Below are 25,078 nucleotides of genomic sequence, written 5' to 3'. Positions count from 1 at the left end.
CAGTGAGCCTCTCCCGGCTCGCCGTCCTGGTCAGCACCGCACTGATCGGCTTCGGCCTGCCCATGCCCGCAGCGGCCGTCGTACCGCTGGCTGCCCGTGAGGATTCGCCGACCGCGGTCAACTGGCTGGAACGTGCCGCGGCCGCGCCCGACCGGGTTTCGTACCACGGCACGCAGATCATCACGTCCTGGGGACCGACCGGGGCGAGCTCGGCGATGCTCGACATCGTGCACGCCGCTTCGCAGGGATCAGAGATCAGCGTGGTCGGCTCTGGGTCGTCACCAGGCGCCAAGGCGTTTGTGCAGCGGGCGAATCACACAGAGGGTCCCACTGTCGATGGCGGCCCGCTCGCGCTGCTCAGAGCGACGTACGAGCTGGTCTACAAGTGTTGCACCGACACGATCGGGCGGGCCGCCGTACTGGTGGAGGCGCTGCGAGGCGACAAGACGCTGGCCGCGCGCTTCTGGATCGACAAGGCGACCGGGTTGCTGCTGCAGCGGGAACTGTTCGGTCCGGACGGCAAGACGATGGTCCGGGCGACCGTGTTCACCGATCTGGACATCGAGGACTCCGAGTTCATCGGGCATCTGCCGCCGATGGCGCCGGGTGGGGTGGAGGCGGTCGGGATGAACAAGGTCGACAGCCTTCGCTCGCAGGGCTGGACATGCTCCCCTTCGCTGCCGTCCGACTTGCAGCTGTACGACGTACATCAGGACACCGCCAGCAAGTCCCTGCAGTTCTCGTACTCCGACGGGCTGTTCAACGTGTCCCTCTTCGAGCAGCGTGGGGAGCTGGATCCGTCGGCCGTCGCCGGGTACACGGGGATCACCACGGAGGAGGGAGCGCGGGTCTACCAGCGCTACGGGATGCCGTCGTACGCCATGTGGTCCTCCGATGGAATCGTCTACACACTGGTCGGCGACCTGCCGTACGACCAGCTCACCAAGGTGGTCGCCGCCTTCCCGCACCAGCCGCCACCGACGGTGACAGCTGTCCAACGGGTGGGAACCGGACTGGCCAAAATGGCGAAGTGGCTCACGCCGATGGGTGCGCTCTCCTGGAAGCTGGGATAATCAATACCGTCCCTCCCGGATTCCCCGGCGGGGACTGCACCAACCGAACCAACGACGACGTGAGGCGGCCACCGTGAACTGGGATGACGCCGAGCCGACAGTCCGAACGCCGAGAGATCCGGCGGACCCGGAACCCACCCGCGTACTGCCGCCCGAGCGGCCCCTAGCGGGCCCTGTCGTACCCCCACCGCCCCCTGCAACTCAGGCACCGCTCCCTGCAACGCCGACTGGCGCACCTCAGGCCGGCGCACCTCAGGCCGGCGCACCTCAGAGCGGTGCGCCTCAGACGAGTGCGCCTCAGAGCGGTGCGCCTCAGACGAGTGCGCCTCAGAGCGGTGCGCCGATTCCTACGCCGGGGAGCAGTGCGCCGTACAGGCAGTCTCCGGCGCGGTCCGTGACGCAGCGGAGCTTCGGACGCCCCGAGCCGGTCGAAAGCGGGTTCCGCCCGGCGTACCCGGGCCAGGCCTGGCCGACCCGGCAGCCGACGTACACGCCGCCTCCGCCCCTCGACTGGCACCAGCAGCAGGCTCGCGCGTACACCCCGGTGGCGCCACCGAAGGGCAACCGGACCGTCCTCATCGCCGCGATCGTCGCGCTCATCGTCGGCCTGATTGCCGGCACCGGCGCGGCCGTGAGCGTGGTCGCGCTCGACAACAACAGCGGCCCCATCGATAACCCGAGCGGCCCCGCGATCGGCGTTGGCACCGACCCGAAGATCCGCACCGGCTCGGTCTCGGCCGTCGCTGCGACCCTGTTGCCGAGCGTCGTCCAGCTGAAGGTCGATGGGTCCGACAATTCGAGCGCGACCGGTTCCGGGTTCGCGATCGACGACGCCGGCCACATCCTGACCAACAACCACGTCGTCGCGGCCGCGGCCAAAGGTGGCTCGATCCAGGTGGTGACGCAGAAGGGCAAGACGGCGACCGCCCGGCTCGTCGGCCGCTCACCGGCGTACGACCTGGCTGTTGTGCAGGTGATCGGGCTGGAAGCGCCTTCGGTCCAGTTCGGCCAGTCGGAGCTCGCGGTCGTCGGCCAGGACGTGGTCGCGATCGGGTCGCCGCTCGGCCTGGCGGGTACCGTCACCTCCGGGATCGTCTCGGCCAAGAACCGTCCGGTCACGGCCGGCGGCGAGGGCGAGATCTCGTACATCAACGCGCTGCAGACCGACGCGGCGATCAACCCGGGCAACTCGGGTGGGCCGCTGGTCGACATGAACGCGCGGGTGATCGGGATCAACTCCGCGATCGCGACCGTGCGTGGCGCCGAGGAAGGGACCAGCGGCAGCATCGGGCTGGGCTTCGCGATCCCGATCGACCAGGCCCGGCGGACGGCGCAGCAGTTGATCGAGTCCGGCAAGGCGTTCTACCCGGTGATCGGCGCGAACGTGGACATGCAGTTCGAAGGCGGTGCGCGGGTGAGTGAAGTGACCGCGGGATCGCCGGCGGCGCGCGCCGGGCTGCGGACCGGCGATGTGATCACCAAGATCAACAGCCTGGTGGTGGACACCGCGGAAGGGCTGATCGTGGCGATCCGCACCCATCGCCCGGGGGAGCGCGTCCGGCTCGACTTCGAGCGCGGCGGACGGCCGACCCAGGTCAACATCACCCTCGGCCAGCAGACGGGCTGACGGCCTTCCCGCCGAGCGGCCGAATGGCTGACCCGGCGGGCGGGTCGACCGGGTGCGGGCTACGCTGTCCGCGGTGCATCTGAAGGTACTGGGAGAGGTGGGACATGTTCGGCGTGGGGCCACTTGAGCTCGTCGTGATCGCGATCGTCGCCGTGCTCGTCTTCGGCCCCGACCGGCTGCCGGAATTCGCCCGGACGGCGGGCAAGCTGCTGCGCCAGGTCCGGCAGATGGTCAACAACGCCCAGAACGACCTGCGCGAAGAACTCGGCCCGGAGTTCGCCGACCTCGACGTCCGCGACCTGAACCCGCGCAGCTTCGTCCGCAAGCATCTCCTCGAGGGCATGGACGACGACGACTTCGACAAGCCCGTCTCCAACTCGATGGACACGATGGACACCCCGCAGCGCCTACCAGTCGGCCAACGCGCCCCGTATGACCCCGAATCCACCTGATCCTGCGGCCGGTCTCAGCTCTGTCGGCGGAGTAGAAGTGCGGCCGCGATCAGGCCGGCTACGGCTGGCAGGAGTCCGAGGAGCCCCCACAGTGGTGAAAGGTGCGGACGCCGTACTCGGATGACGCCAGGAGGACGACGGCGAGACCTGCGCTGGTCAGGACCATCAGTACCTGCCAGGGCTCCGGCGGTGCGTTGGTGTGTGCCGGAAGGCCCGCGGGTGTTCGTCGCCGAAGCGCGGGCCACTCCGGTCACTAGCAACCACAGCAACACGTTGACCACCGCGACGCCGCGCTCGATCAGTTCGACGAGCGCGGCGTCGGTACCGTCACGATCGAGGAGATCGCGGCCCCGCGCGGCGGAGGTCTCGCCGTCGTCGGTCTACCGGTACTTCGGGACCAAAGAAGGGACCCTGGTCGCCGACGAGTTCGAGACACGATGAGCGAGCAGGCCCTCGATGAGATCCTCGACGTGAACGACCCGGTCGAGAGCATGCTGCAGATCGTGCCAGGTACGAAGCCGCGCCGGATGAAGACGCCGCGCACTCAGCGCTCGCTTCGGCCTCGGAGACCTTCACGATCACGGCTTCGCAGAGTGGCGAACCTGCTTCGCAGGTCGAGCTGAGTCCTTGGCGCCGGGTGCGCTACTTCTTCCCGGAGCCGTTCGTCCGGATGGCCGCCTGCGCCGCGCTCGACCGCGCGAGTCAGCGCATCGCCCCGCTGCTGGCACGCGCCGGCGGAGAGCTGACCGAGACCCAGGCCCGGGTGGCGGCCAATACCTTGGTTTTCGGGTACTTCGCGGCCCTGGAGCAGTGGTACCTCGACGGAGGCGAACAGCCGATCGCCGACTACGTCGAAGAAGGCATGGCACCACTGCTCGCGACCTGGTCGGAGGCCAGGAGGTCGTAGGTGACTCGGTCGTCGGGGTGGGTGGACAACCGGAATGCCTCGCGTTCGGTGCCGGCGTGGCGGAAGCCGGCTGACTCGGCGACTTTACGGGCGGCCTTGTTCGTTGCCGCCGTACGGATCACGAGACGGGCGCCGCCGAAGCCGCTCCCCGCGACGGGAGCCCGGTCGGCGGCGGTTGAGTTGTCAGCGGGTGCCGCGAAGAACCAGGAGGCTACAGTGCGGATTGCTTCGGTCATGATGCCGCGGCCCTGGGCGTCGGGGTGGGCCCAGTAGCCGAGTTCGCCGTCGCCGTCGGGGCCGAGGTTGAACAGGGTGAGATTGCCGAGTCCGAGGTCGGTCGAGGCGTCCGCGATGCACCAGTTGAACCGTCGGCCCGCTGCCGCCTGCTCGGCCATGTCCTTCAACCACCAGCGCGCATCTTCCGCGGCGAACGGCTGCGGGATGAACGGCAGGAAATGCGCTGTCGCCTGATTGGTCCTCGCCGTCGTGATCCGGTCGATCTCGTCGTCGCGCCAGGTCCGTAGTCTGATCCGCGACGTCTCGAGCACCGGAACCTCCAACCAGCGCTGCCGCGCCTCGCGCCGATCGCCAGGCAGGATCCACCCGGTCCAAGCATCCGTACGACGCCCCGCCATCTCGGCCAGTCCCTCGATCGTCGGGCCCGCCCGGAACCCGGTCGCCCAGGCCACCCGGCGGGACGGCCAGTTCCCGGCTGCTGCCCACCAGTGGATGACGTGGAACCCACAAGTCTCGAACCCGAACTCCAGCACCAACCGCACCGCCCGCGCGGCAACCCCAGCACCCTGAGCCCATGCGGCCAACCCGAAATGAACACTCGCGTTCCCCATCGAGTCAGGCTTCAGCCCGACCGACCCGGCGTATCGGCCGTCGTACTCGATGACGAACACGAGCTGGCTCCCCGCGGCCCACGCCTCGGTGATGCCATAAGTCACCCACCGGCGCGCGTCCTCCGCGCCGAAACTCCCACCAGGCGACTCGAGATAGCGCTCGATCGCGCCGGCGAGGTCATCGGGACCCGGCGCCCGAAGCGTCACCACGCCATCGGTCAGGACCGGATGCTCAGGCGGAAACGGCACCGCCCAAGTCAACACCAACCCGCTGCCCCCTGTCCTTCCTTGCAAAGTTTACTGGCCGGAGGCGCCTGTGGAGCGGGTTATCCACAGGCGGTGGCTAGTTGCAGGCGTCAGCGGCCGACGGGGGAGAGGCCTAGCTGGCGGCCGAGGAGGCCTCGGGGTTTGCCGCCCAGGCGGGTGGCGATCTGGTCGAGGACCTGGGCGGCGGGGGTTTCGGGGTTGGCGACCGAGAGCGGGTTGCCGTCGTCGCCGCCGCTGCGGAGGCGCTCGTCCAGCGGGATCTCGCCGAGCAGCGGGATGTCGTAGCCGAGGCGCTTGGAGAGGGTTTCCGCGACCCGGGTGCCGCCGCCGGAGCCGAAGATCTCGATCCGGTGCTCGGGGCCGCAGTGCGGGCAGGGCAGGAAGGACATGTTCTCGATCACGCCGGCCACCCGCTGGTGCACCATCTGCGCCATCGTGCCGGCCCGCTCGGCCACCTCGGCGGCGGCCTCCTGCGGGGTGGTCACGACGATCACCTCGGCGCTGGTCAGCCGCTGGCCGACCGAGATCGCGATGTCACCGGTACCGGGCGGCAGGTCGAGCAGCAGGACGTCGAGGTCGCCCCAGTAGACGTCGGCCAGCATCTGCACCAGCGCGCGGTCCAGGATCGGGCCGCGCCAGGCGACCACCTGGTCGCGCTTGGGCTTCAGCATGCCGATCGAGATCACCTTCACGCCGTGCGCGGGCACCGGCATGATCATGTCGTCCACGGCGGTCGGCCGCTCGTCCGCGACGCCGAACATCGCCGGGATCGAGTGCCCGTAGATGTCCGCGTCCAGTACGCCGACGCTCAGCCCCTTGGCCGCCATCGCGACCGCCAGGTTCACCGTCACCGACGACTTGCCGACGCCACCCTTGCCGGACGCGATCGCGAACACCTTGGTCAGCGAGTCCGCCCGCGCGAACGGGATCTCCTTCTCGGCCACGCCGCCACGCAACTGCGTCTGCAACGCGGCCCGCTGCTCGGTCGACATCACGCCGAGGTCGATCTCCACCCCGGTGACGCCGTCGAGCGCGCTCACCGCGGCGGTCGTGTCGCGCCGCAGCGTGTCCTTCATCGGGCAACCCGAGACGGTCAGCAGAATCCGTACCGCGACGACGCCGTCCTCGCGGACGACGACGGAGTCGACCATCCCGAGTTCGGTGATCGGTTTCTTGATCTCCGGATCCATCACGGAACCGAGCGCAACCGTCACCTGATCAGCAGTAAGACCCATGCCCCCAGGCTACGTGCTCCCCGTCTAACCCCGGACCGCAGTCCACTGTGACCTACCCCCGGCAAGGCAAACCTACCCGCCGCGACGTCCGCCGGCGTACTGCCTCAGGCGTGGCTTCCTCGTGACTTCGAGGTCCAGATTGAGGTGGAGCGGACGGCCAGCACCTCAGTGCACCTGCGTACTCCGTACACGCGGATGGTGCTCAGGCTCAAGTGCACTACCCGTCCGCAGCAGTTCACTGGCCACTGATGTGCTGGAGATCCGCCCGATGTCAGTGACCTACCGTCTGATCCGTGCCAGTCAGACGCGGTCGTCCTCGGGGGTCCGGTCCAGTTCGGCGAGCAGGGAACGGAGTTCGGAGCGGAGGAAGTCCCGGGTGGCCACTTCGCCGATGGACATCCGGAGGGCGGCCATCTCGCGGGCCAGGAACTCCATGTCGGCGCGGCTGCGGGCGTCGACGTCGCGGTCGCGTTCGTACTGGACCCGGTCGCGGGCTTCCTGGCGGTTCTGGGCGAGCAGGATCAGCGGCGCGGCGTACGACGCCTGCAGGCTGAGCGCCAGGGTCAGGAAGATGAACGGGTACTGGTCCCAGCGCAGGTGCTCCGGCGCGAAGATGTTCCAGCCGACCCAGAGCAGGATCGTCGCGGTCATGTAGACCAGGAACTGGCCGGTGCCGAGGAACCGGGCGATCCGTTCCGACATCCGCCCGAACGCGTCCGCGTCGTACGCGCGCCGCCGGACGATCGTGCGGCGGAGTTCGCGCGGGATGTCCAGCCGGTCGGCGGGGCGCATCAGCCTGCGGTCATCGGTACTGCGGTCGTCACGGGGCATGGTGGTCCACCTCCTGCTTCTCGGAGTCGCGCCAGTCGGCAGGGAGCAGATGGTCGAGTACGTCGTCCACCGTGACCGCGCCGAGCAGCCGGCCTTCGTCGTCCAGGACCGGCGCCGCCACCAGGTTGTACGTCGCGAGGTACTTGCTCACGGCATGCAGACTGTCGTCCGCCCGCAGCCCGTCGAGATCGGTGTCGAGCACCCCCGAGACCAACGCGGACGGCGGTTCGCGCAGCAGGCGCTGGATGTGGCCGACCCCGACGAACCGCCCGGTCGGCGTCTCCAACGGCGGCCGGCAGACGTAGATCATCGCGGCCAGCGCAGGACTCAACTCGGCATTGCGGACGTGCGCCAGCGCGTCGGCGACAGTGGCGTCGGCCGGCAGGATCACCGGCTCGGAGGTCATCAGACCGCCGGCCGTGCGCTCCTCGTACGTCAGCAGCCGCCGGACGTCCTCGGCCTCGTCCGGCTCCATCAGCGTGAGCAGCCGCTCGGCGATCTCGGTCGGCAGTTCCGCGATCAGGTCGGCGGCGTCGTCGGGCGACATCTCCTCCAGCACGTCCGCCGCACGTTCGGTGTCCAGGCCGGCCAGGATCTCCACCTGGTCGTCCTCGGGCAGTTCCTCCAGTACGTCGGCCAGCCGCTCGTCGTCCAGCGCGGCCGCGATCTCCTTGCGCCGCTTGGGCGAAAGCTCGTGCAGTACGCCGGCAAGGTCGGCGGGCTTCATCGACTCGAACGCGGCCAGCATGTGGGTGGCGCCCTGACCCTCCTCGGCCTGACCGAGATCGCTGACGTCCACCCAGTCCAGCACGTGCGACTGCCCGCGTCGCCGGAACCGCTTGGCGCCCTCGGTGACAGCGACCTTCGACAGCACCCAGTCGCGGGTCCGCCATTGCTCCATCGCCAGGTCGAACACGACAGCGGAGGCGCCGGTCTCGCGGATGGTGACCGTGCGGTCCAGGAGCTCACCGAGCACCAGTACTTCGGTCGCCCGCTGCTCGAATCGCCGCATGTTCACCAGCCCGGTGGTGATCACGTGCCCGACGTCGACCGACGTCACCCGGGTCATCGGCAGGAAGATCCGCCGCCGGGTGAACACCTCGACCACCAGCCCGAGGACCCGCGGCGGCTGGTTGCCCTGTCTGAGCATCACGATGACATCGCGAACCTTGCCGACCTGGTCCCCGTTCGGGTCGTACACCGGGAGACCGGCCAGCCGGGCGATATAGACGCGCGACGGTGAGCCACTCATGTTCGAAGGCTAACCGCCAGTACGCCGCGAGCCCGCTTCCCGACCCGCTGACCGGCTCAAGTTGCCCGTCAGGTGAGCTTCGGTCTGCGCTTGGAGCGGCGGTGGAGGGTGATCGGGCGTTTGCCGCGGGTCGTGGCCGGGCTGCCTGCGGGAGTTTCCATTCGGGAGCGGTCGTCCCACTGGCCGGCCGACTCGTTGACGGCGCCGTTCGGCTCCAGGACGAGCAGGTCGGCTTCCGTCTTCCAGCGGTCGAGTTGGGTGTCGAGACCGGCTGCGTTCAGTCGCTCGGTCCGCAGCACCTGCGCGGCCGCGGTCCACTCCTCGCTGCCAGGCTCCAACCGGCGTACGGTCGCGCTCCACCCGGCGAGCCGGTTCGTGGCCGGCTTGGCCGGTACGACGACCTGCACGCTCGCGGCGTCGGCCAATCCGGGCAGCGGTTGCTCCGCGCTTCCGGAGCGATCCGCGAGTACGACGTACGAGCCGTCGACGGTGGCGAACCAGGCCGGCAACGAACGCCCGCCGCCCCACGCCAGCCAGACGAGCCCGGCCTTCTTCATCACCCCGGCGATCTCCGCCACAGCCTCGTCACTCGTCACCGCGACAGCGTCCCACAGACCCGAACCGCCAACACTCACCAAGCACCCGAGCCGCTCCCCGCAGTAGCCGAATCACGCCTGCCCCCGGCGCCTGACAGCCGATTTCGGCTCGATACCGAGTGTTGGCGGTACGGCCCACGGTGAGGCTCACCACAACCGAGGCGGGAGGTGAGGGATGTCACCGGGCTGCGACGGGCGGTTTCGCCGTACGCTGCCGGTGACTGACCGGTAACCGAGGTAAGGACTGCGGCGATGGCTGACGAGAAGAGCACCGGCAAGGCCTTCCGGAGCAGGCGTTCCTGCCTGGCGACCCCGGGGTCGAACCCGCGGTTCCTGGAGAAGGCGAAGGGGCTGGACGCCGACCAGGTGTTCCTCGACCTGGAGGACTCGGTCGCGCCGATCGCCAAGGTGGACGCCCGGAAGAACATCGTCGCGGCCCTGAACGAAGGCGGCTGGGGTTCGAAGACGCGGGTGGTCCGGGTGAATGACTGGAGCACCGAATGGACCTACGCCGATGTCATCGAGGTCGTCTCGGGAGCCGGTGCGAATCTCGACTGCATCATGCTGCCGAAGGTGCAGACCGCCGAGCAGGTGGTCGCGCTCGACCTGCTGCTGACCCAGTTGGAGAAGGTGCACGGGCTCGAGCAGGGCCGGCTCGGGATCGAGGCGCAGATCGAGAACGCGCTCGGGCTGACGAACGTGAACGCGATCGCTGCCGCGTCGCCGCGGGTCGAGACGATCATCTTCGGGCCGGCCGACTTCATGGCGTCGATCAACATGAAGTCGCTGGTGGTGGGGGAGCAACCGCCCGGGTACGACGTCGGCGACGCCTACCACTACATCCTGATGCAGATCCTGATGGCGGCTCGCGCGTACGGCAAGCAGGCGATCGACGGGCCGTACCTGCAGATCAAGGAACTGGAAGGGTTCCGCCGGGTCGCCGGCCGATCCGCCGCGCTCGGTTTCGACGGCAAGTGGGTGCTGCACCCGGACCAGATCGCGGCGGCGAACGAGGTGTACTCGCCGCGGCAGGAGGACTACGACCATTCCGAGAACATCCTCGACGCCTATGACCACTACACCTCGGCCGCCGGCGGCGCCCGCGGCGCGGTGATGCTCGGCGACGAGATGATCGACGAGGCAAGCCGCAAGATGGCACTCGTCATCTCCGCCAAGGGCCGGGCGGCAGGCATGGCCCGCACCGACGTCTGGAAGCCCGAAGACTGACTCCCGCTCCTTACGTCCGAAGAACCGGAGGGACGTGTACTCCACTTCTTCGGACGTAAGCGGTCAGTCGGCGGGTGGGTGCACCTGGGACATGAGCGCGAGTAGGTGGCCGTCGGGGTCGGGGAAGAAGGCCATCCATTCCTCCATGCCGGAGTCGTGCTTGTGGATCAGGTGCGGGTCGGTCTCGAAGGTGACGCCCCGGGACGTGAGGGCGTCGTACGCCGCTCGGATGTCGTCGACGCGGAAGTAGAGGACTGAAGGCTCCTCGACCCGGTCCGGGTTCTCTGCGGCGCTGAGGTACAGCCGGGTGCCGTCGCAGTCGAAGAAGGCCAGGTCGCCGAAGGTGTAGAGGTGTGGGAGGCCGAGCACGTCGCGGTACCACTCGACTGCTGCCGTGATGTCGCTGACCGGGCGGGAGATTTGCCCGATCGCTCCTAGCTTGACCGCCATGGGACCTCCTTGGCTGAATTCACCGGCGCTTCAGCAGTGCGTTGGCGACCTGGATCCTTTGTCACGGTACGCCGGGCGCCGGTGAATTGCCCTCCCTTGCAGCCGGGACGATCAGCCGAGGGTGAAGACCTTCAGCAGGCGGATCGGGTGGACCGGCGGGCCGTCCTGGTCCGGGTCGGCGATGCCGGCCTTGACCATCCGGTCGAAGGTGGCCATCCCGTAGACGACATGGCCGAGGACGGTGTAGTTCGGCGGGATGTTGGCGAACGAGTGCACGACGAAGAACTCACTGCCGTTCGTGCCCGGACCTTGGTTGCCCATGGCAACAGTGCCGCGCGGGTAGGTCTCCTGGCCGGTCACCTCGTCGGCGAACTTGTACCCCGGTCCGCCTTCCTCCTGGCGGTAGATGTCACCGCACTGCAGGACGCCGAGCCGCGCGGAGTTGGTCAGCCGGAAGCACTGGGTCCGGTCGTAGAAGTCGCTCGTGGTCAGATGCACGAAGCTGGCCACGCCACAGGGCGCGTTCGCCCGGTCCATCCGGACCACGAACGGCCCGAAGTTCGTCAGGAAGTACACATCGACGGTGCCCTTCGCGAGCGCCGTCGCCGGTGGCACGGTGACCGGCTTGGCCGCCGGATTCTCCGGAGTCGGCGTGAATTGACACTGCACGGTCGGCTGTTTATGACCACCCCGTACTGCGGGCGCGGCCGAGGCGGTGGTCGTGGTCAGCGTGGCGGCGACCAGCGTCGTCACGATCAGGGCAGGGATGAATGATCGCTTCATGCGACCAACCTAATACGCACCGTCGACAACTTCCGCTGGATTGGCTGAAGAGATTCACCGTCCACTCGCACACACACCGGTAGCCGCCTAAGGTGAGGCGGTCCGTCGGCAGCTGAGGTGTTGTGGGGTGTGGGTGTGAGCGGCGAGGTTCTCGCAGGGCGCTACCGGTTGCTGACGTTGCTGGGGCAAGGTGGTGCGGGCGAGGTCTGGCAGGCCGAGGACCAGGTGCTGGCCCGGCCGGTCGCGGTCAAGCTGCTGCGGCGACTGGAAGGCGACCTGATGGACGCCACCGAGCGGTTCCGCACCGAGGCCCAGTCCGCTGCCCGCCTGCTGCACCCGAATGTGGTCGCGACCTACGACGTCGGTACTGCGGACGGCCAGGTGTTCCTGGTGATGGAGCTCGTCAACGGACCCGACCTGGCGAAGCTCCTGCGCAGCGGCGGTCTCCCACCGGTCAAGCTGGTCGCGGACATCGCAGTACAGGGTGCGCGTGCGCTCGACGCGGCGCATGCCGCCGGGATCGTGCACCGGGACGTGAAGCCGGGCAACCTGCTGCTGGCGCCGGACGGCACCCTCAAGATCACCGACTTCGGTATTGCGCAGGCAGTTGGCCTGGATGGTGCCACCGGACCAGTGCTGCTCGGCACAGCCGCTTACGTGTCGCCCGAGCAGGTCAAGGGCGAGCGGGCGACGCCGGCCAGCGACTGGTACTCGCTGGGCTGCGTGCTTTACGAGCTGCTCGCAGGATTGCCGCCGTTCGTCGGTGAGAACTTCGAAGCCGTAATGCGTCAGCACTTGGAAGACGTGCCCGTACCGATCGTCGTACGCCGTCCCGAGGTGAGCGCTGGTCTCGGGGACCTCGTGACAAGGCTGCTGGCCAAGGCACCTGGCGCTCGGCCAGGCTCTGCCGCCGAGGTGATCCGCTACCTCAACCAGCCCGCCGCGGACGAAGGCACCCGCGTACTGGCCGTCCTGCCTGCTGCTGAAGCCCACGGCGCCTCAGCCGATGCGGCAGACGCTGAGCCCGGGGCGGATCTTGTCCCGGGGCTGAAGCTGGAAGCTGAATCAGAGCCTGAGCGCAGCCACCGCCGGCGGGGGTTCCCGCTCGCCAAGTCGATCGTGGCGGTCGCGGTGGTCCTGGTCGGCGTGGTGATCGCTGCGCTGCTCAAGGAAGGTGTCGGTGACTCGACGGCCCAGGCGCGCGACGTACCGACTCCGCCTGCCGTCACCAAGGTGACGACGAAGCCGAAGCCCACCCCGACGCCGTCGAAGACACCATCGAAGACGCCCACGAAGAAGCCGAAGGCCACACCGACTCCGCAGACGCGGGTCAGCCAGCTGCATGCGCTCGCCGGGCTGTTGCGGCAGACCCAGGAGGGTAAGGGCGCGAGGACGGCCCGGGAGGCGGCGAAGGATCTCGACAGCGCCGCCGAGGCGCTGGCCGACGGTGACGACGACAAGGCCGCGGAGAAGTTCAACGATGCCCGGCAGCGGCTGGTCAACGCTCAGCGAGAGGGCCGTTGGCAGGCGACGCCGCAGATCGTCGTGCTCTTCAACACGCTCAGCAGGACGATGCCCAGGTCCGAACACCAGCCGGGCAACAACAACAACGAGTAAAAAGCAAAAAGGCTGGGGGCTCGGAGTGAGGCACCTGACGGCTTTGGGGTGGCCGGTGTCACAGCGGGTGTCGGGTGTGTACCGCGATGCTGGGTACCGCGATACTCGCGAGTAGTCGCCGAGCAAGGAGCCGCAGATGAGCAGGTTGCAGCAGACCGAGGGACTGACCGACATCCAGGAGGAGATCCTGAAGACGGTCCGGGCCTTCGTCGAGTCCGAGATCCTCCCGGTCGCGACCGAGCTGGAGCACAAGGACGAGTACCCGACGAAGATCGTCGAGGGCCTCAAGGAGCTCGGCCTGTTCGGGCTGATGATCCCGGAGGAGTACGGCGGCCTCGGCGAGTCGCTGCTCACCTACGCGCTCTGCGTCGAGGAGATCGCTCGCGGCTGGATGAGTGTCTCGGGCATCATCAACACCCACTTCATCGTGGCGTACATGCTGCTCCAGCACGGCACCGACGAGCAGAAGCAGAAGTACCTGCCGCGGATGGCGACCGGCGACGTACGAGGTGCCTTCTCGATGTCCGAGCCAGGCTGTGGCTCCGACGTCGCGGCGATCAAGACCAAAGCCACCAAGAACAAGCAAGGGAAGGAAAGCGAGGGGGGTGGCGGCGAGAGCTACACGATCAACGGCCAGAAGATGTGGCTGACCAACGGCGGTTCCGCCAACCTGGTCGCCGTTCTCACCAAGACCGACGAAGGCTCCGACTCGGTCTACAAGAACATGACCACCTTCCTGGTCGAGAAGGAACCCGGGTTCGGCGAGGTCGACAAGGGCCTGACCGTGCCGGGCAAGATCGAGAAGATGGGCTACAAAGGTGTCGACACCACCGAGCTGATCTTCGACGGGTACGAGATCGCCGCCGACCAGGTGCTCGGCGGTGTACCGGGTAAGGGTTTCTACCAGATGATGGACGGCGTCGAGGTCGGCCGGGTGAACGTCGCGGCCCGCGGTTGTGGGGTGGCCCGGCGCGCGTTCGAGCTCGGCATCTCCTACGCCCAGCAGCGCGAGGCGTTCGGCAAGAAGATCGCGGAACACCAGGCCGTGCTGTTCCGGCTGGCCGATATGGCGGTCAAGGTCGAGGCGGCGCACGAGCTGATGGTGAAGGCGGCCCGGAAGAAGGACTCCGGTTCGCGCAACGACTTCGAGGCCGGCGTCGCGAAGTACCTGGCCAGTGAGTACTGCTCACAGGTGGTCGAGGACTCGTTCCGGATCCACGGCGGTTACGGGTTCTCCAAGGAGTACGAGATCGAACGCCTCTACCGCGAGGCCCCGATGCTCCTGATCGGGGAGGGAACGGCAGACATCCAGCGGATGATCATCGGCCGCCGCCTCCTCGAGGACTACAAGCTCTGAGCGGCTACTGGCGTTGAGCCGCTACAAGCCCTGAGGCAGCCGGGACGTCAGCTGGCGACGGTCTGGACGGCGCTTTGGCGGAGGCCGCCGGAGCCGTGTCCGGAGAGCAGCCAGATGCCGAGCTGGGTCACCTCGTGCCGCACGGATGCACCGGCTCGCCGCGTGGTGATCAGCCCGGCTTCCCGCAGTACGGTCGCTTGGTGGCTCGCTGCCGCCGGAGAGATGTTGCAGCGCCTGGCAAGCTCCGTCGTAGTACAGCCACTCACCGCGGCTTCCAGAGCGGCCGCACGGGTGGAGCCGAGCAGGGAGCCGAGGGCGTCATCGGGCAGGGCCGGCTCCATCGACGACTGCCGCAGGATGTCGGGTGCGTGCTGGATCGGGTAGACCAGGATCGGCTTGAGCTCCGGGTCGCGCAGCTTGGTCGGCACCTGCCAGCAGAACGCGGACGGCTGCAGCTCGATCCCGCGGCCGTCCAGGTAGAGGTCGCGGTCGTTCATGTCGAGCACTTGCAGCACCGGCGCAACCCAGCGGACCCGCGGGTGCAGCGACGACAGCAGCCGGTCGAGGCCGTGCCGGGCCAGCGCGTCACCGCGATGGGCGTGGTCGGCGGTCACGTGCGTGCCGATCGACTTCCAGTACGGCGCGATGGCGGCGTCGTGGTAGGTCTTGATCGCCCGGCCGAGCTTGCGCAGCGAGGTGCGGTCGCCCTCGGCCAGCTCCCGGGTCCACGGCGAGACCGGACGGTATTTGCTGAGCAGGTCGAGCTGGCTGCGGATCTGCTGCCGTGGTGTCGACAGCGTCATCTCCAGCGCGGTCTCGAAGTCTGGTGCGGACTCGGCCGGGGTGAGGAAGTCGGGCGAGTATCCCTTCACGGGGGTCAGCTCGAGCAGGAGCCGCATCTGGTCCGGCGCCACCTTGGTGCGGACGTTGCGGCGCCAGTCCTCGAAGACCAGCCGGCCGTCTGAGTGCTGGAGCATGTGCAGGCTGAGGAGGATCTCCCAGAGGGGAGCAGGCGATGGGGAGATCGTCGTGCGCGCGAGGTCACGCGGCGTGAAGTGAATGCGAAGCACGGAGACCTCCCAGGTCAAGATCGTCTCGGCATCCCCCGATGCCGATCGGTAGCAGAACGTGGCGGACCACTGACCGAACGCGATGACGGCATTGAATCAGGTGCTTGAGAGCATCCACAACCGTTCTCCGGCCGACCGGAGAGAGTATTGGCGGCCATGGCAAGAGGTTGCCAACTCACCGCTGAAGGAGTAGTGGGGACAGAAATTGACCGGCAGTTGGCGAACAGGTGCCACTCAGCGCAACTGTCACAGCCAGCGGTTGCGCTTGAACAGTCCGTAGAGCAGCGCGCACGCCGCTCCCATCACCGCGAGACAGACGAAGTACCCCGACGGCGAATTGAGCCCCGGGATGTAGTCGAAGTTCATCCCGTAGATGCCCGCGATCATCGTCGGCACGGCCAGGATCGCGACCCAGGCAGAGATCCGGCGCATGTCCTCGTTCTCCGCGACCTGCACCTGGGCGAGACCGGCCTGCAGGATCGAGCTGAGCAGCTCGTCGAACGAGATCACCTGCTCCTTCACCCGGAGCAGGTGATCGTCGACGTCGCGGAAGTAGTTCCTGGTCTCGTCGGCGATCAAGGGATGCCGCCCGGTCGACAGTGCCCGCATCGGCCCGGTCAGCGGGGCCACCGCCCGCTTCAGCTCGAGCACCTCGCGTTTGAGCTGGTAGACCCGCTCGATGTTGCGCCAGCCGCGCGGGCTGAACATCTCCGTCTCGATCACGTCGATGTCGGCCTGGACCGCGTCGGCGACCTCCAGATAGCTGTCCACCACGTGGTCCGTGATCGCGTGCAGGACGCCACCCGGGCCGGCGGCGAGCCGTTTGGGTTCCTTCTCCAGGTGCTGCCGGAGACCCTTCAGCTCGCCGTGGTCGCCGTGCCGCACGGTGATCACGAAGCCAGGCCCGCAGAAGATCATCACCTCACCGGTCTCGACCACCTCGCTGGTCGCGGTGAGGGTCCCGTGCGGCACGTACCGAACGGTCTTCAGTACTGCGAAGAGCGTGTCGTCGTACCGCTCCAGCTTCGGCCGCTGGTGTGCCTCGGTAGCGTCCTCCAGGGCCAGGGGATGCAGTCCGAACTCGGAGCCGATCACGGCCAGCTGCTGCTCGTTCGGCTGGAACAGGCCGATCCAGACAAAGCCGTCGTCCCGCCGGGCCCGGGTGAGCGCGTCAACGTACGAGCCGATCTTCGTGTCGCGGCGCCCGTCGCGGTAGAACGCCCAGTCGACCAGGGCACCGTCCAGCTTGCCGCTGCCGACCAGGTCGAGCGGCGCCGGTCCGCTGCCGGCGCGGCGCGCGAACACGCGTCCCACCCGGCGTGTCGCGCCCATGTCCCACCTCCGCCCGGTCATCGACGCGAGGCTATCAATGTGCGGTCACCAGCCGTCGGCAATGATGGACATGCACGCAAGACGAGAGGATCGACGATGACCACCCAGGGCATGCCCTCGCTGGACCCCCGGCCGACCGGCCTGACGATCGGGACCTACGACACGTACCGGGAGGCGCAGCGCGCGGTCGACTACCTCTCGGACGAGAAGTTCCCGGTCGAGCACACGACCATCGTCGGCAACAACCTGCGGCAGGTGGAGAAGATCACCGGCCGGCTCACCTGGGCCCGCGCGCTCACCGCCGGGCTCGCGAGTGGTGCCTGGTTCGGTCTGTTCGTCGGCGTCCTGCTCGGCCTGTTCACCAGCAACGGTGGCTGGCTGGCCGCACTGCTCACCGGTGTGGTGCTCGGTGCGATCTTCGGGATGGCGTTCGGTGCGATCGGCTACGCGCAGCTGGGCGGCCGCCGCGACTTCACCTCGCGCACGGCGGTGGTGGCGACGACGTACGACGTGCTGTGCGACCACAAGTTCGCCGAAGAGGCCCGCAACCACCTCGCCAAGCTGGCACTCAAGGGCGAGGTCGCGCCGCGGCTGCCGGAGCAGTCCAGCTGAGTCACCAAGGAGTCCAGGCCGCCTCGACGGCGGCATCGTGATCACCGAGAACGGCCAGGGCGAGCAACCTGTTGCTGCTGGCGCGCAGATGATCCGCGTAGGCAGCGATCGGCTCGCCCGGCCTGAGCGCCAGATGGCCGGCTGCGATCCGCAGGGCCAGCGGTAGACAGCCGCAGAGGGCTGCGAGGTCCGCGGTTGCCTGTGGCTCCTGATCCGCCCTGTCTGCACCGATCACGGCCCGTAGGAGCTCGACTGCCTCGTCCAGTCCGAGTACTGCGAGCGTCGTACCGAAGGCGCCGTCCAGAGCCAGTTCGTTCCGGCTCGTAGCCAGTACTGCGCTGTTGCGCGAGCCCGGCAACAACCGGCGTACCTGGTCCGAGTCCACCGCATCGTCCAGCAGGATCAGCACCCGCTTGTCGGCCAGCGGTGCTGCATCGGCCTCTCGGAGGAACCACTGGCCGTCCGGGTAGCTGTCCTTCAGCAGGTGCGCCACCCGTACAGCAAGGGCTGTCTTGCCCACGCCGGGCGGGCCACTGATGGTGATGACGGGTACGGCGGCCTCGGTCAGATGAGCCACGATGGCCCTGACCTCGTCCTGCCTGCCGACGAAGTCCCCGATGTCGGCCGGAAGCTGGCGGTGCACCTGCCACGGAGCCTCGACAGCACCGTTCAGTACTGCGAGGTGCAGCCGGCGGATCTCCTCGCCAGGGTCGATACCGAGCTCGTCCCGCAGCAAGGCGGCAAGCTCCTCGTACGCCGCCAGCGCCTCCGCCTGCCGGGAGGAGCTCTGCAGCGCGAGCATCAGCTGCGCCCAGAACCGCTCCCGCAGCGGGTACCGCCTGGTCAGCGACGTCAGCTCGGGGACGAGCTCGGCGTACTCTCGCAAGGCGAGCCGGGCATCCACGAGCTGCTCGGCCGCACGCAGCCACTCCTCTTGCAGCACCGCTCGCCTGTCCCGGACCACTGCGGAGTCGTGCGCTCCCGTGAGCGGTTCACCCCTCCAGAGCCGCACCGCCTCGGTCAGCGCATCCGTAGTACCGGTCTCGATCAGTAGGCGGAACCGGCAGAGGTCCAAGCTTCCGGCGGGTACCTCGAGCCGGTAGCCCCCTGCTTGATGCCGGAGGCCCAGCCCGGGACCTATGAGACCGCGCAGCCGTGAGACAGCGGTATGCAGCGCCCGCAGCGGCTGCGTGGGCGGCTCACCATCCCACAGCCACTGGATTAGCTCCGCTGCGCTGACCGTCTGGTTCGCGTTCACCAGCAGGGCCGCCAGCAGCGTTCGCAGCCGGGGCGCGCCGATCGGGATCTCCCGTCCCTCTTCAAGGACCGTGATACGGCCCAGGATGCGGAAGTCGGGACTCATGGACCTCAGTGTCCCTCGTGCCTGGGGAGGTCCCTTCCAGCAGTGCGTGTCCGAGCCGGGTGGCGAGGTGGACCACAGACTTGCCGCGCCGGTGCGACTCGATCAACCCGGCTTCCCGCAGTACGGCGGTCTGGTGGCTCGCGGTGGCCAGGGTGATGTTGCAGGCGGCGGCCAACTGGGTCGTGGTGGTGCCGTCGACAGTGAGCCCGAGCACGGTTGCCCTGGTCTTGCCGACCAGCGCTGCGAGGCGCGCCTGCGTGTGGTCGGAGGCCCGTTCCCCGTGGAGCAGGCCGGAGGCGGTCTTGATCGGGAAGACCAGCACGGGCGGCAGTTCGTAGTCGGCAAGCTTGGTGGGCTTCTGCCAGCAGAAGTACGACGGCTGCAGTTGCAGGCCACGGCCGTTCAGGTGCAGGTCGTTGTCCGAGAAGGCGCCGATCTCCAGCACGTTGTCGCGCCACTTGGCCTGCGGGTGGATGCCTTCCAGCACCGCTGCGATACCGCCTGTGGTCAGCTGGTCCATCCGGTGCCGGTTGTCGGCCTGGACAGCCGACTTCAACGACGGCCAGTACGGCGCGAGCGCGGACCGGTGGTAGACCCGGATGGCGTGCCCGAGCCGCTGCAACGACTCCGGCCGGGCCTCGGAGAGCTGCCGGACCCAGGTGACCGCACTGTTGCGTGGGGTCAGCATGGAGAGGTCGGTCTGCAACTGCTGGCGCGGGACCGCCAGCAGTTGGTCCACCACACCGTCGAACTCACCGGGCCGGCTAGGTGGCGTCAGGAAGTCGGGGGAGTACCCGACCGGCGGAGCGAGCACTGCCAACGGCCCGACGGTCTCGCGCGGCAGCCGACGCCGCATCCGTTGCCGCCAGCCGCCGTACTCGAGCGGGCCGTCGTCCACCTGCAGCATGTGCAGGCTGAGCAGCATCTCCCACATCGGGTCCGGTCCGGCCGCCAGGGTGGTCCTGGCGTAGTCGTCCGCAGTGAAATGAATTCGCAGCATGAGTCCTGTCCCCTGTCCCCAGAGACTCCAGCCAAACAGGTGCCGCTTACAGATGACTTACGCGCCGATGACGCACCGCCGGGTGACGCATCTCTCGGCGACCGTCACCGGTTTGAGAGGTAGGCCACGCCTCCGGGTACTGCCGGGATCGCGGGGGATTGGGCAGCATGGGGGTTCCGGGGCCGGAGCCAGGAGGAGTGCGGATGCAGTTCGGGCGCAGTTACGAGGAGTTCGAGGTCGGTGCCGTCTACAAACACTGGCCCGGCAAGACGGTGACCGAGTACGACGACCACCTGTTCTGCCTGCTCACCATGAACCACCACCCGCTGCACCTGGACGCGAACTACGCCGGGGAGACCACCCAGTTCGGCAAGAACGTTGTAGTTGGCAACTACATCTACTCGCTCCTGCTCGGCATGTCGGTCCCCGATGTCAGCGGTAAGGCGATCGCCAACCTGGAGGTCGAGTCGCTGCGGCACATCGCGCCGACCTTCCACGGCGACACCATCTACGGCGAGACCGTCGTGCTGGACAAATGGGAGTCCAAGTCCAAGGACGACCGCGGCGTCGTCTATGTCGAGACCAAGGGCTACAAGCAGGACGGCACCGTCGTCTGCCTCTTCAAGCGCAAGGTGATGGTCCCGAAGAACTCCTACCTTCAAGCCCGCGGCGGCGAGCAGCCCGGCCGGCCCACGCCGGTCGAGCCACCCGCCAAGGCTTAATCCAGGAAGAGCTCGATCACCGGTATCAGGACGTCGGGGCGCTGGGTCGGGAGTTCGAGCGTCAGGGTGCCCGGGGCGAGGCCGCCCATGGTGGTGTTCTGGGCCGCCTGGTCGGGGTCGGTGACAGTACGGCGTACTTCGGACGCGTCATGCAGGAACTGCGCATAGCGGACCTTCCCCGCCATGCCAGGTAGGTGCAAGTGCTGCATCGGCCAGGTGAACACGTGCAGGTAGAGGCGGTTGCCGCGTTGGGTGAAGCGGCAATCCTGAGGCGGTGCCAGCTCGCTCGGGCAGCAGCCGTGCACGGATCGGCTGTGCTGCCTGGTCCAGCGACCGATCTCGGCCAGCGTCGCCACCGCCCGCGGATCGAACTCGCCGCGCCCGGTCGGACCGACGTTGAGCAGCAGGTTGCCGTCCTTGGAGACCGAGTCGACGAGCATCCGGACGAGCAGGTCCGGTGACTTCCAGTCCAGGTTGTCGCGGTCGTATCCCCAGCTGCCGTTGAGGGTCTGGCACGCCTCCCAGACCACCGGTTCGCCGTCGCGCATCATCGGCCCGCTGGGCTGGTACTGCTCGGGGGTGACGAAGTCGCCAGGGATGTCCAGCCGGTCGTTGATCAGGATGCCCGGCTGCAACTCCCGGACCATCGCCGTCAACTCCTCGGAGCGCCAGTCGTCCTTGCCCTTGCCGCTCGGCGTTCCGTCGTCGTACGGGCGGCCGGGGTAGGAGAAGTCGAACCACATGATGTCGATCGGCCCGTAGTTGGTCAGCAGTTCGCGGACCTGCGCGTGCAGGTAGTCGGCGTACACCTGGATGTCCCGACCGGCCGACTTGGCTCGGGCCTCCAGATCGTCTCGCTGCGGATGAACGCCGTCGACCGGGAATTCGGGATGATGCCAGTCGATCAGCGAATGGTAGAAGCCGATCCCGAGTCCCTCCGCCCGGCACGCCTCGACGAACGGGCCGACCAGGTCCTTGCCCCACGGCGTGCCGGCGACGGTGTAGTCCGACACCGCTGAGTCCCACAGGCAGAAGCCTTCGTGGTGCTTGGTCGTCAGTACGGCGTACCGCATTCCCGCCTCGCGAGCGGCCCGGGCCCAGGCGCGCGGGTCGTACAGGTCGGGCTCGAAGTGGTCGAAGTACGGCTGGTAGTCCTCGTCGGTGAGCCGCTCGCGGTTCTTCACCCATTCGTGCCGGGCGGGCAGGGAGTACAGCCCCCAGTGGACGAAGAGGCCGAAGCGCCAGTCCTTGAACTTGGTGACGGAGGAGGTCAGATCGGTCATCGCAACGAATCCATTCGGTGTAGAGGCTTACCGGCCGCCGAGGCCGGTGACGAGCAGACCGCGGACGAGGTGCTTCTGCAGCAGGATCACCAGCAGCACGGTGGGCAGCATGGCGAGGATCGAGGCCGCCATCATCAGGTTCCACTGGGTGCCCTGCTGGCCGATGAACTGGGCCAGCCCGAGTGGCACCGTGCCCTTGTCCTCGACGCTGTTGATGATGACCAGCGGCCACAGGAAGCTGCCCCAGAAGGAGATGAAGGTGAAGACGGTCAGTACTGCGAGCGCAGGCCGCGCCAGCGGCAGCATGATCCGGAAGAAGGATCCGAACGGGCCGCAGCCGTCCACCCGGGCGGCCTCCTCCAGTTCGGCCGGGACGGTGAGGAAGAACTGCCGGAGCAGGAACGTGCCGAACGCGGTGAAGGCCCACGGGAAGATCAGCGCCCAGTAGCTGTCCACCCAACCGAGCGACTGCATCAGCCAGTACATCGGCACGATCAGCACTTCCTGCGGCACCATCAGCGTGCCGAGGAAGACCACGAACAGCTGGTCGCGGCCCCAGAACCGCAGCCGCGCGAACGCGTACGCCGACAGGCTCGAGGCGGCCAGCACCACCAGCGTGCCGACCACCGCGACGAACAGGCTGTTCAGGAAGTACCGGCCGAACGGCGCGAACTTGAAGGCGTCGGCGTAGTTCTGCCAGCGGATCTCGGAGCCGAACAGATGCGGCGCCGGGGTGAACACCTCGTCGGCGGGCTTCAGCGACGTCGATACGGCGTACAGCAACGGTCCGAGGAAGACGATCGCGACGATGATCAGCAGGGTGTGGGAGATCCCGCTGCGCGCTTTGCGGGCAAAGCTGTTGGTGTCGGATGCCTCTTTAGACGTCATGGTGCACCCACCGCTTCTGGCCGATGAACTGGATCGCGCTGAGGCCCATGATGATCACGAACAGCACCCAGCCCGCGGCCGCCGCGAGTCCCATGTTGAGGAACTGCCAGCCCTGGTTGTAGACGTACATGACGATGGTCTGGGTGGAGACGCCCGGACCGCCCTGGGTGAGGATGAACGGTTGCGCGAACACCTGGAACGAGGTGATCAGCGTCATCGTGGTGGCGAAGAAGATCGACGGGGTGATCATCGGCCAGACGACGTACCGGAACCGGTGCAGTGCGCCGGCGCCGTCGATCTGCGCCGACTCCAGTTGCGACTGCGGCACCTGGTCGAGCGCGGCCGAGAAGACCAGGAAGTTGTAGCCGAAGCCCTGCCAGATCGACATCGCCACGATCGCCGGCATCGCCCAGCTGGACGAGCCGAGGAAGTTCGGCGCGTGCACCCCGAACCAGGTCTGCAGGCCGCTGTCGATCAGTCCGTCCGGCTGGAACAGCAACCGCCAGACCATCACGTTGGCCACCATCGGCGTCATCACCGGGATGAAGAACAACACCCGGAACGCCTGCCGGCCTTTGATCTTCGGCCCGAGCCAGACCGCGAGCCCGAGCGACACCACCACGTTGAGCGGCACGTAGAGCACCACGAACAGCGCGGTGTTCAGCACCACCCGGCGGAAGACCGGGTCGTGCAGCAGGTGAGAGTAGTTGTCGAGGCCGAGGAACGAGCGCTCGCCGAACACCGGCCAGTCGAACAGGCTGATCCCCAACGCCATCGCGGTCGGGAACAGCGTGAACAGGGCCAGGCCGGCCAGGCCCGGGGCCAGGAAGACGCCGGCGCTCCGGCCGTCCCGGCGCAGCGCGGGCCGCCGTCCCGCCGGGGCCTTGCCCGGCGGGACGTCCCTCGGCGAGGTGACGGTCGTGGTGTCCGTGGCCATCAGGACCCAGCGCCCGCCTGGTCCTGGATGGTCTTCAGCGCTTGGTCGGGCGGGACCTCGCCGTTCAGCGCCTGGGTGCCGAACCGGGTGAGCAGGTCGGACACCTGGACCCAGTTCTTCGAGGTGACGAGCGGGACCGAGTGCTCGGAGGCGTAGTCCAGCGTCTCCTTCGCGCCGTCGATCCCGGCGGCGGTGAACCAGGCCGGGTGCGCGGCGGTGCGGGCCGGGTAGGCCCGGCCGGCCGCGGCCAGCGTGGTGAGTGGCTTCTCGCTGGTCATCGACATGATCGCCTGGAAGGCGGCGTCCGGGGTCTTGCAGGATCGGGAGATCCCGAAGCCCGACCCGGCGGTGTACGTCTTGGAGCCGTCCGGACCGGCCGGGATCGGCGCGATGCCGAGCTTGAACTTGACCTTGCCCTTGGTGTCGATCAGCGACCAGGGCCCGTTCAGCTGCATCGCCGCCTTGCCGGCGGTGAACTGCGTCGTCTCGAAGTCGGCGTTGCCGGACGGCACCGCCGGAGCGATCTTGTCGGTGTGCACGAAGTCGGAGTAGCCGGCGAAACCCTGCTGGAACTTCGGGTCGGTGAAGGCGAGCTTGCCGTCGGCAAGCGGTTCGGCTCCGGTCAGGGTCCGCACCCAGGACGCCACGCTCAGGTCGCCGGGTGTGGTCACGAGACCGGTCCGGCCGCCGGTGGTGAGTTTCTTGGCAGCCGCCTTGAACTCGTCCATCGTCCAGCCCGGCTTCGGCTCGGGCACCCCCGCCTGGGTGAACAGGTCGCGGTTGTAGAAGATCACCATCGGGCCGGAGTCGTACGGAATGGCGATCTGCTTCCCGTTCACCTTCAGGCCGTCCATGATCGGCTTGTCGAAGTCCTCGGTCTTCAGGCCGTACTTCGTGATCAGGTCGTCGAGGGGGAGCATCGCACTCGCGTACGACGCGGTCCGCAGACTCTGCATGCCGATGATGCAGGGCGCCTTCCCGCTGGCCAGCAGGGTGCCGATCTTCGACCAGTAGCTGTTCCAGTCGGTGCCCTGGAGCTTGACGGTGATCCCGGCGTGGTCGGCTTTGGCCTGGTCACCGACCTTCTGCCAGGCAGCCTGGTCCTCGGTGCCGCCGACCCAGAACTGCCAGACCAGGTCGGCCTTGTCCGCCGATCCCGACCCGCCGCCTGAGTTGCCACCACCCCCGCAAGCGGTGAGGACTCCCAGTGCGAGTGCCGCGGCGACGGCCACCAGCCGCCGCCCTGCCTGTGTTCGGTTCATCCGGACCTCCATGACAGACTATGTAGTCATCCGATCTTTAGGGGTTTTGTGGGCGATGGTCAAGACTTCGAACCCGCGTTATACGCT

Annotated in this window: 25 protein-coding genes; 10 read left to right on the top strand and 15 right to left on the bottom strand. The window is 67.9% G+C overall.

The annotated features are described in order from the left end of the window. Window positions 1-2: 2 nt before the first annotated feature. The 5 genes from F1D05_RS11675 to F1D05_RS11655 all read left to right on the top strand — a co-directional run bounded on the left by F1D05_RS11675 (window position 3) and on the right by F1D05_RS11655 (window position 4,059). Window positions 3-1,073: a transcriptional regulator gene (locus F1D05_RS11675; RefSeq protein ID WP_185447563.1), complete on the top strand. Its 1,071-nt coding sequence runs from the start codon at window positions 3-5 to the stop codon at window positions 1,071-1,073. Window positions 1,074-1,467: 394 nt separating this feature from the next. Next, complete coding sequence (locus tag F1D05_RS11670; RefSeq protein ID WP_246486610.1) at window positions 1,468-2,700, top strand: S1C family serine protease; 1,233 nt, start codon at window positions 1,468-1,470, stop codon at window positions 2,698-2,700. Between the two features lie 104 nt (window positions 2,701-2,804). Then, complete coding sequence (locus F1D05_RS11665; protein ID WP_185447560.1) at window positions 2,805-3,152, top strand: sec-independent translocase; 348 nt, start codon at window positions 2,805-2,807, stop codon at window positions 3,150-3,152. 201 nt (window positions 3,153-3,353) lie between these two features. Then, entirely contained in the window at window positions 3,354-3,593 is a 240-nt protein-coding gene (locus F1D05_RS11660; protein WP_185447558.1) for a TetR/AcrR family transcriptional regulator, read from the top strand. 196 nt (window positions 3,594-3,789) lie between these two features. Then, complete coding sequence (locus F1D05_RS11655; RefSeq protein ID WP_185447556.1) at window positions 3,790-4,059, top strand: hypothetical protein; 270 nt, start codon at window positions 3,790-3,792, stop codon at window positions 4,057-4,059. On the opposite strand, the gene F1D05_RS11650 is transcribed toward F1D05_RS11655, so the two are convergent. The 5 genes from F1D05_RS11650 to F1D05_RS11630 form a co-directional block, all read right to left on the bottom strand. Beyond that, entirely contained in the window at window positions 3,999-5,156 is a 1,158-nt protein-coding gene (locus tag F1D05_RS11650) for a GNAT family N-acetyltransferase (RefSeq protein ID WP_246486609.1), read from the bottom strand. The two genes, F1D05_RS11655 and F1D05_RS11650, sit on opposite strands and share 61 nt — an antisense overlap. A 107-nt stretch (window positions 5,157-5,263) precedes the next feature. Continuing rightward, entirely contained in the window at window positions 5,264-6,409 is a 1,146-nt protein-coding gene (locus tag F1D05_RS11645; RefSeq protein ID WP_185447554.1) for an Mrp/NBP35 family ATP-binding protein, read from the bottom strand. A gap of 300 nt (window positions 6,410-6,709) precedes the next feature. After that, window positions 6,710-7,240 (bottom strand): DUF1003 domain-containing protein, encoded by a 531-nt coding sequence (locus F1D05_RS11640; RefSeq protein ID WP_185447552.1) that lies wholly within the window; start codon window positions 7,238-7,240, stop codon window positions 6,710-6,712. After that, window positions 7,230-8,492 carry a magnesium transporter MgtE N-terminal domain-containing protein gene (locus F1D05_RS11635; protein WP_185447551.1) on the bottom strand — a complete coding sequence of 421 codons (1,263 nt, stop codon included), beginning with the start codon at window positions 8,490-8,492 and terminating at the stop codon, window positions 7,230-7,232. The genes F1D05_RS11640 and F1D05_RS11635 overlap by 11 nt, the downstream gene beginning before the upstream one ends. A gap of 68 nt (window positions 8,493-8,560) precedes the next feature. After that, window positions 8,561-9,088 carry a hypothetical protein gene (locus tag F1D05_RS11630; protein WP_185447541.1) on the bottom strand — a complete coding sequence of 176 codons (528 nt, stop codon included), beginning with the start codon at window positions 9,086-9,088 and terminating at the stop codon, window positions 8,561-8,563. Window positions 9,089-9,340: 252 nt separating this feature from the next. Between F1D05_RS11630 and F1D05_RS11625 the strand changes: the two genes are divergently transcribed. Further along, window positions 9,341-10,315 carry an HpcH/HpaI aldolase/citrate lyase family protein gene (locus F1D05_RS11625; protein ID WP_185447539.1) on the top strand — a complete coding sequence of 325 codons (975 nt, stop codon included), beginning with the start codon at window positions 9,341-9,343 and terminating at the stop codon, window positions 10,313-10,315. Between the two features lie 63 nt (window positions 10,316-10,378). Here F1D05_RS11625 and F1D05_RS11620 read toward each other — a convergent pair whose 3' ends face one another. Beyond that, window positions 10,379-10,765, bottom strand: coding sequence for a VOC family protein (locus tag F1D05_RS11620; RefSeq protein ID WP_185447537.1), 387 nt, complete (start codon window positions 10,763-10,765; stop codon window positions 10,379-10,381). A gap of 111 nt (window positions 10,766-10,876) precedes the next feature. After that, the gene (locus F1D05_RS11615) at window positions 10,877-11,548 is read right to left on the bottom strand and encodes a peptidylprolyl isomerase (RefSeq protein WP_185447535.1); all 672 of its coding nucleotides are present in this window, start codon (window positions 11,546-11,548) and stop codon (window positions 10,877-10,879) included. A 135-nt stretch (window positions 11,549-11,683) separates the two neighbouring features. On the opposite strand from F1D05_RS11615, the gene F1D05_RS11610 reads away from it, so the two are divergent. Next, window positions 11,684-13,165: a serine/threonine-protein kinase gene (locus F1D05_RS11610; protein ID WP_185447534.1), complete on the top strand. Its 1,482-nt coding sequence runs from the start codon at window positions 11,684-11,686 to the stop codon at window positions 13,163-13,165. Between the two features lie 136 nt (window positions 13,166-13,301). Further along, window positions 13,302-14,522: an acyl-CoA dehydrogenase family protein gene (locus tag F1D05_RS11605; RefSeq protein WP_185447532.1), complete on the top strand. Its 1,221-nt coding sequence runs from the start codon at window positions 13,302-13,304 to the stop codon at window positions 14,520-14,522. A gap of 47 nt (window positions 14,523-14,569) precedes the next feature. Here F1D05_RS11605 and F1D05_RS11600 read toward each other — a convergent pair whose 3' ends face one another. After that, window positions 14,570-15,592 carry an ArsR/SmtB family transcription factor gene (locus tag F1D05_RS11600; protein ID WP_185447530.1) on the bottom strand — a complete coding sequence of 341 codons (1,023 nt, stop codon included), beginning with the start codon at window positions 15,590-15,592 and terminating at the stop codon, window positions 14,570-14,572. Window positions 15,593-15,838: 246 nt separating this feature from the next. Further along, the gene (locus tag F1D05_RS11595) at window positions 15,839-16,945 is read right to left on the bottom strand and encodes a magnesium and cobalt transport protein CorA (protein ID WP_185447529.1); all 1,107 of its coding nucleotides are present in this window, start codon (window positions 16,943-16,945) and stop codon (window positions 15,839-15,841) included. Window positions 16,946-17,020: 75 nt separating this feature from the next. On the opposite strand from F1D05_RS11595, the gene F1D05_RS11590 reads away from it, so the two are divergent. Continuing rightward, window positions 17,021-17,536 carry a general stress protein gene (locus tag F1D05_RS11590; RefSeq protein ID WP_185447527.1) on the top strand — a complete coding sequence of 172 codons (516 nt, stop codon included), beginning with the start codon at window positions 17,021-17,023 and terminating at the stop codon, window positions 17,534-17,536. A gap of 1 nt (window position 17,537) precedes the next feature. Here the strand turns inward: F1D05_RS11590 and F1D05_RS11585 are convergent, their stop codons facing one another. Then, complete coding sequence (locus F1D05_RS11585) at window positions 17,538-18,899, bottom strand: AfsR/SARP family transcriptional regulator (protein ID WP_185447525.1); 1,362 nt, start codon at window positions 18,897-18,899, stop codon at window positions 17,538-17,540. Beyond that, complete coding sequence (locus F1D05_RS11580) at window positions 18,856-19,899, bottom strand: ArsR/SmtB family transcription factor (protein ID WP_185447523.1); 1,044 nt, start codon at window positions 19,897-19,899, stop codon at window positions 18,856-18,858. Before F1D05_RS11580 ends, F1D05_RS11585 begins: the two co-directional genes overlap by 44 nt. A gap of 203 nt (window positions 19,900-20,102) precedes the next feature. Here F1D05_RS11580 and F1D05_RS11575 point away from each other — a divergent pair, with 203 nt between their 5' ends. Continuing rightward, window positions 20,103-20,621, top strand: coding sequence for a MaoC family dehydratase (locus F1D05_RS11575; protein ID WP_185447521.1), 519 nt, complete (start codon window positions 20,103-20,105; stop codon window positions 20,619-20,621). Here the strand turns inward: F1D05_RS11575 and F1D05_RS11570 are convergent. From F1D05_RS11570 to F1D05_RS11555, 4 genes are read right to left on the bottom strand one after another with little or no spacing between them, the layout of a single operon-like run. Then, a complete protein-coding gene (locus F1D05_RS11570; RefSeq protein ID WP_185447519.1) occupies window positions 20,618-21,904 on the bottom strand; it encodes an alpha-L-fucosidase in 1,287 nt (428 codons plus the stop codon). The genes F1D05_RS11575 and F1D05_RS11570 overlap by 4 nt on opposite strands. A 27-nt stretch (window positions 21,905-21,931) precedes the next feature. Further along, window positions 21,932-22,792: a carbohydrate ABC transporter permease gene (locus F1D05_RS11565; RefSeq protein WP_185447517.1), complete on the bottom strand. Its 861-nt coding sequence runs from the start codon at window positions 22,790-22,792 to the stop codon at window positions 21,932-21,934. Next, window positions 22,782-23,729 carry a carbohydrate ABC transporter permease gene (locus tag F1D05_RS11560; RefSeq protein WP_185447516.1) on the bottom strand — a complete coding sequence of 316 codons (948 nt, stop codon included), beginning with the start codon at window positions 23,727-23,729 and terminating at the stop codon, window positions 22,782-22,784. Before F1D05_RS11560 ends, F1D05_RS11565 begins: the two co-directional genes overlap by 11 nt. Next, complete coding sequence (locus F1D05_RS11555) at window positions 23,729-24,991, bottom strand: ABC transporter substrate-binding protein (RefSeq protein ID WP_185447514.1); 1,263 nt, start codon at window positions 24,989-24,991, stop codon at window positions 23,729-23,731. Before F1D05_RS11555 ends, F1D05_RS11560 begins: the two co-directional genes overlap by 1 nt. Window positions 24,992-25,078: the final 87 nt, after the last annotated feature.

Origin of the sequence: Kribbella qitaiheensis (assembly GCF_014217565.1) — a bacterium.
Classification (GTDB): domain Bacteria; phylum Actinomycetota; class Actinomycetes; order Propionibacteriales; family Kribbellaceae; genus Kribbella; species Kribbella qitaiheensis_A.
Note: the sequence above shows the minus strand (reverse complement) of the source record. Positions and strands in the feature narration are given on the sequence as shown.

Bases quoted from the DNA above. Each gene is read 5' to 3' on its own strand.
- F1D05_RS11580 (WP_185447523.1), bottom strand. From the start codon at position 19,899: ATGCTGCGAATTCATTTCACTGCGGACGACTACGCCAGGACCACCCTG.
- F1D05_RS11590 (WP_185447527.1), top strand. From the start codon at position 17,021: ATGACCACCCAGGGCATGCCCTCGCTGGACCCCCGGCCGACCGGCCTG.
- F1D05_RS11620 (WP_185447537.1), bottom strand. From the start codon at position 10,765: ATGGCGGTCAAGCTAGGAGCGATCGGGCAAATCTCCCGCCCGGTCAGC.
- F1D05_RS11565 (WP_185447517.1), bottom strand. From the start codon at position 22,792: ATGACGTCTAAAGAGGCATCCGACACCAACAGCTTTGCCCGCAAAGCG.
- F1D05_RS11665 (WP_185447560.1), top strand. From the start codon at position 2,805: ATGTTCGGCGTGGGGCCACTTGAGCTCGTCGTGATCGCGATCGTCGCC.
- F1D05_RS11595 (WP_185447529.1), bottom strand. From the start codon at position 16,945: ATGACCGGGCGGAGGTGGGACATGGGCGCGACACGCCGGGTGGGACGC.
- F1D05_RS11635 (WP_185447551.1), bottom strand. From the start codon at position 8,492: ATGAGTGGCTCACCGTCGCGCGTCTATATCGCCCGGCTGGCCGGTCTC.
- F1D05_RS11570 (WP_185447519.1), bottom strand. From the start codon at position 21,904: ATGACCGATCTGACCTCCTCCGTCACCAAGTTCAAGGACTGGCGCTTC.
- F1D05_RS11625 (WP_185447539.1), top strand. From the start codon at position 9,341: ATGGCTGACGAGAAGAGCACCGGCAAGGCCTTCCGGAGCAGGCGTTCC.
- F1D05_RS11585 (WP_185447525.1), bottom strand. From the start codon at position 18,899: ATGAGTCCCGACTTCCGCATCCTGGGCCGTATCACGGTCCTTGAAGAG.
- F1D05_RS11560 (WP_185447516.1), bottom strand. From the start codon at position 23,729: ATGGCCACGGACACCACGACCGTCACCTCGCCGAGGGACGTCCCGCCG.
- F1D05_RS11640 (WP_185447552.1), bottom strand. From the start codon at position 7,240: ATGCCCCGTGACGACCGCAGTACCGATGACCGCAGGCTGATGCGCCCC.
- F1D05_RS11645 (WP_185447554.1), bottom strand. From the start codon at position 6,409: ATGGGTCTTACTGCTGATCAGGTGACGGTTGCGCTCGGTTCCGTGATG.
- F1D05_RS11615 (WP_185447535.1), bottom strand. From the start codon at position 11,548: ATGAAGCGATCATTCATCCCTGCCCTGATCGTGACGACGCTGGTCGCC.
- F1D05_RS11605 (WP_185447532.1), top strand. From the start codon at position 13,302: ATGAGCAGGTTGCAGCAGACCGAGGGACTGACCGACATCCAGGAGGAG.
- F1D05_RS11575 (WP_185447521.1), top strand. From the start codon at position 20,103: ATGCAGTTCGGGCGCAGTTACGAGGAGTTCGAGGTCGGTGCCGTCTAC.
- F1D05_RS11555 (WP_185447514.1), bottom strand. From the start codon at position 24,991: ATGAACCGAACACAGGCAGGGCGGCGGCTGGTGGCCGTCGCCGCGGCA.